We start from the raw sequence: 4,505 nt of genomic DNA on the forward strand, positions 1-4,505 counted from the left end.
TGCTCGCGGCCGCCCGGGCGGAGCAGCGTGCGCTCACGGCCGCGCGCGCCGAGGACGCCGAACGCCAACGCGCGGAGTCCCAGGTGATGTCCACGCTCGCGCCGCTGGGCCAGCGGCTGGCGGCGCTCCAGGAGCAGGTGAGCGTGCTGGAACGGGATCGGGCGTCCCAGTTCGGCCGGCTCGGGGAGCAGCTCCGCGCCGCCGCAGCCACCGACCGGGACCTGCTGAACCAGACCACGTCGCTCATGGCCACGCTCAAGTCCACTTCCGCGCGGGGCCACTGGGGCGAGGCGCAGCTGCGGCGGGTCGTCGAGGCGGCGGGCATGCTCCACCACGTGGACTTCACGGAGCAGGCCACGCTGTCCGGCAGGGACGGCGAGCGCCTCCGCCCGGACCTCGTGGTGTCCCTGCCCGGCGGCAAGGCCATGGCCGTGGACGCCAAGGCCCCCATCGGGGACGCGCTGGCCGCCGAGGCCCTCGCGGACGAGCCCGGCGAGGAGGCGTACGAGCGGCGCCAGGCGCTGGCCGCCCAGCACGCCGCGGCCGTGCGCCGCCACGTGGACCAGCTCTCCGCGAAGTCCTACTGGGACGGCCTCGAGCACTCCCCCGAGCTGGTCCTGTGCTTCCTGCCCGCCGAGTCGCTCCTGGCCGCGGCGCTGGACGCGGACCCCGGGCTGCTGGACCACGCGTTCTCCCGGAACGTCGCGCTCGTCGCCCCCGTCTCCCTCCTGACCGCCCTGAAGTCCGTGGCCTACGCGTGGCGGCAGGACACCCTGGCCGAGAACGCCCACACCGTGGTGGCCAGCGCGAAGGACCTCTACGAGCGTCTCGGCACGCTCGGCACTCACCTGGACCGCATGGGCGGCTCCCTCAAGACCGCCGTGGACCGCTACAACCAGCTCGTCGGCAGCGTCGAGTCGCGCGTGCTCCCCGCCGCCCGGCGCCTCCGCGACGCCGACCCGGGCCTGGCCCCCACGCCGGACATCCGCACGCTCGAGTCCGCGCCCCGGCCCCTGGCCGCCCCGGAACTGGTCGCGGGCGTGGAGGAGGACGAGCTGCGCCGTCGTCGGGCGGAGTCGGCGCGGGAGGCGTGAGCGGGGCCGCACGGGGGCCGGGCGGGTGGGCCGTCGCGGCCCCGACGTCGTCTTTCCGTGTCCCGGGCCACTTGCTACCGTGAAACTCACAGAGAATTGCCAGGCCGCGCCAAGGGCCTGACCTGAAGAGGAGGCCCCATGGAGTCCCGCCCACTCCCCCCGCCGAGCAACGTCAACGAGCACGTCTCCCGCTTCGACCCCCGAGCGGCCGCCCAGGAGTTCGAACACGAGCTCTCCCCGGGCATGCGTGACGAGCCGCTGCCCGGCGGCGAGAACGTCAAGCGCATCATCGGCCTCGTGGTCGGCCCCCTGCTCGCCGTCGCCCTGTTCCTGCTGATGCCGGGCGACCTCGGCGTCTGGCCCCGCCTCGTCGCCGCCACCGCGGTGCTCATGGCCGTGTGGTGGATGACCGAGGCCCTGCCCATCCCCGCCACCGCCCTGCTGCCGCTCGTCGTCTTCCCGCTCGGCGTGCCCGCCGAGGAGTCCGACGGCGGCATCACCTTCGACGCCGTCGGCGCGAGCTACGGCAACAACATCATCTTCCTGTTCATGGGCGGCTTCATGCTCGCCCTGGCCATGCAGCGCTGGAACCTGCACCGGCGCATCGCGCTCGGCGTCCTGAAGTTCATGGGCGCCAGGACCGTGAATCTCATCCTGGGCTTCATGATCGCCACCGGGTTCATCTCCATGTGGGTGTCCAACACCGCCACCGCCGTGATGATGCTCCCCATCGGCGTGTCCATCCTCGTGCTCGTCCAGCGCTACGGCACGGACGGCGCCCTGACTGCGGACGAGGGAGCGGACCAGGTCGACCGCCCCGCCGCGCCCGCATCCGCGGCCGGCGAGGCCCCCACGCAGGCCGAGATCCGCTCCCTCACGAAGTCGAACTTCGGCACCGCGCTCATGCTCGGCATCGCGTACGCCGCGTCCATCGGCTCGCTCGGCACCATCATCGGCACCCCGCCCAACACCCTGCTCGCGGGCCACATGGCCGCCGAGCACGGCGTGCAGATCGGCTTCGGCCAGTGGATGCTGGTCGGCGTGCCGATCGCCGTCGTGCTGCTCTTCGCGTGCTGGTTCCTGCTCACCCGCGTGCTGTTCCGCCCGGAGATCGACGAGGTCCCCGGCGGCCGCGACCTGATCGCCACCGAGCTGGCCCGCCTCGGCCGCATGAGCGCCCCCGAGGCCAAGGTCCTCGCCGTCTTCGTCCTCGCCGCGCTGGCCTGGATCACCGTGCCGCTGATCTCCGAATACGTCCTGGACCTGGAGTCCCCGCTGCTCTCGGACGCGGCCATCGCCATCGTCGTCGGACTCATCCTGTTCCTCCTGCCGGCCGGTGGCGGGGCCGGGCGCGGCGTGCGCCTCCTCGACTGGGAGGCCGCGAAGGACCTGCCGTGGGGCGTGCTCCTGCTGTTCGGCGGCGGCCTGGCCCTGTCCGGTCAGTTCTCCAAGTCGGGCCTGTCCACGTGGCTCGGTGAGCAGGTCAAGGGCTTCGGTGACATCCCCGTGTGGGTGCTCGTGGTGATCGCCTCCGTCGGCATCCTGCTACTGACCGAGATGACCTCGAACACGGCCACCGCGGCCACGTTCCTGCCGGTCGCCTCCGGCGTGGCCCTGGGCACCGGCGTCGCCCCGCTCATGCTGGCCGCGCCCGTCGCCCTCGCCGCGACCTGCGCGTTCATGCTGCCCGTGGCCACCCCGCCGAACGCCATCGCGTACGGCTCCGGCTATGTGACCATCGGCCAGATGGTGAAGGGCGGCGTGTGGCTGAACATCATCGCCGCCGTGCTCATCTCCATCGCGTCGATGACCCTGCTCGTCTGGGTCTTCGGACTCTGAGTCCTGACCACCCGCCGGCCCGGCACGCTGAGGCCCGGGCACGCCGAGGCCCGCAGACTCGCCGCTTCGCCGGCGTCGTGACGGCGAGTCTGCGGGCCTCAGCGAGGAGACGAGGGGCGCGCTCAGGCCTCGGCGGCGCGGCGGCGTCCGCCGAGGGCGCGCCCGTCGTCGCCCACGCGCTTCATCTCGGCGCGCAGCTCCTTGGGCAGGGAGAAGATGATGTCTTCCTCGGCGGTCACCACCTCGTCCACCTGCCCGTAGCCGTACTCGGCCAGCAGCGCGAGCACCTCCTGGACCAGCACCTCGGGCACGGACGCGCCCGAGGACAGGCCCACGGTGGCCACGCCCTCGAACCAGGACTCGTCCACCTGGTTGGCGAAGTCCACGCGCTCGGCGCGGGAGGCCCCGTACTCCGCGGCCACCTCCTTGAGGCGCACCGAGTTCGAGGAGTTCGCCGAGCCCACGATGATCACCAGGTCGCACTCCGGCGAGATCGACTTGATGGCCGCCTGCCGGTTGGAGGTGGCGTAGCAGATGTCGTCCGAGGGCGGGTCCTGCAGGTTCGGGAACCGCTCGCGCAGCACGGAGACGATCTCGAGGGTCTCGTCCACGGAGAGCGTGGTCTGGGAGAGCCAGATCAGGTTGTCCGGGTCCTCCACCTGGACGGTGCGGGCCTCGGCGACGTCGTTGATCACCGTGGTGTGCTCGGGCGCCTCGCCGAACGTGCCCTCGACCTCCTCGTGGCCGTCGTGGCCGATCAACAGGATCCGCTTGTCCTGCTTGGCGAAGCGCACGGCCTCGCGGTGCACCTTGGTCACGAGCGGGCACGTGGCGTCGATGGTGCGCAGGTTGCGCTGGGCGGCCTCCTCGACGACGGCCGGGGACACGCCGTGCGCGGAGAACACGGTCAGGGCGCCCTCGGGCACCTCGTCCAGCTCGTCAACGAACACCACGCCGCGCTCGGTCAGGGTGTCCACGACGTGCCGGTTGTGGACGATCTCCTTGCGCACGTACACGGGGGCGCCGTGGTGCTCGAGGGCCTTCTCGACGGCGACGACGGCACGGTCCACGCCGGCGCAGTAGCCACGGGGGGCGGCCAGCAGCACGCGCTTCTCACCGGACACGGGCGCGGCCGCCTCCACCTCCTCACGGGAACGACGAACGCGCGGGACCTGCGGCATCCCGAGGCCGACGGCGGACGGACGGGCGGAGACGGAGGGAGCGGACATGCCCTCCATGCTATCGGCCGGGACGCAGACCGGGCCCGGGCTTCGCCGCGGGCTCAGCGCGACGTGACGTCGGCGGCGGTGTGGGAGCGGCCCACCGCGGGGGGACCGTCCGCCCGGGCGGCACGGACCCGGCCACGCCGAGCGACCCACAGCTCGGCCAGGGCCAGCAGCAGGCCCGCGGCCAGCACGATCCAGCCCAGGGTGGTCAGGGTCTGGGGGTAGGGGGCGACGGCGGCCGCGAACGCCGGGCGGGCGGCCTCCTCCATCTGCTGGACGAACGCGGCCACCCCGGGGGAGGCCCCCTCGGGTGCCGTGAGGTGGACCGCGTCCGGACCCAGGCGGG

3 protein-coding genes and 1 pseudogene are annotated in these 4,505 nt (G+C 73.0%); 2 read left to right on the plus strand and 2 right to left on the minus strand.

Features of this window, described 5'->3' with window-relative positions:
• Both D8M29_RS08750 and D8M29_RS08755 read left to right on the plus strand, forming a co-directional pair.
• The coding region (locus D8M29_RS08750; protein ID WP_148111561.1) for a DNA recombination protein RmuC at positions 1–1,094 on the plus strand (1,094 nt) is incomplete at its 5' end.
• Positions 1,095–1,232: 138 nt separating this feature from the next.
• Positions 1,233–2,933, plus strand: coding sequence for a DASS family sodium-coupled anion symporter (locus tag D8M29_RS08755; RefSeq protein ID WP_036317039.1), 1,701 nt, complete (start codon positions 1,233–1,235; stop codon positions 2,931–2,933).
• 122 nt (positions 2,934–3,055) lie between these two features.
• Here the strand turns inward: D8M29_RS08755 and D8M29_RS08760 are convergent, their stop codons facing one another.
• Both D8M29_RS08760 and D8M29_RS08765 read right to left on the minus strand, forming a co-directional pair.
• On the minus strand, positions 3,056–4,162 hold the full coding sequence (locus D8M29_RS08760; protein WP_036340356.1) for a 4-hydroxy-3-methylbut-2-enyl diphosphate reductase: 1,107 nt from the start codon (positions 4,160–4,162) through the stop codon (positions 3,056–3,058).
• Between the two features lie 53 nt (positions 4,163–4,215).
• A pseudogene (locus tag D8M29_RS08765) lies at positions 4,216–4,505 on the minus strand (hypothetical protein); the annotation flags it as partial.

Source organism: Micrococcus sp. HSID17227 (genome assembly GCF_003989405.1).
GTDB lineage: Bacteria > Actinomycetota > Actinomycetes > Actinomycetales > Micrococcaceae > Micrococcus > Micrococcus luteus.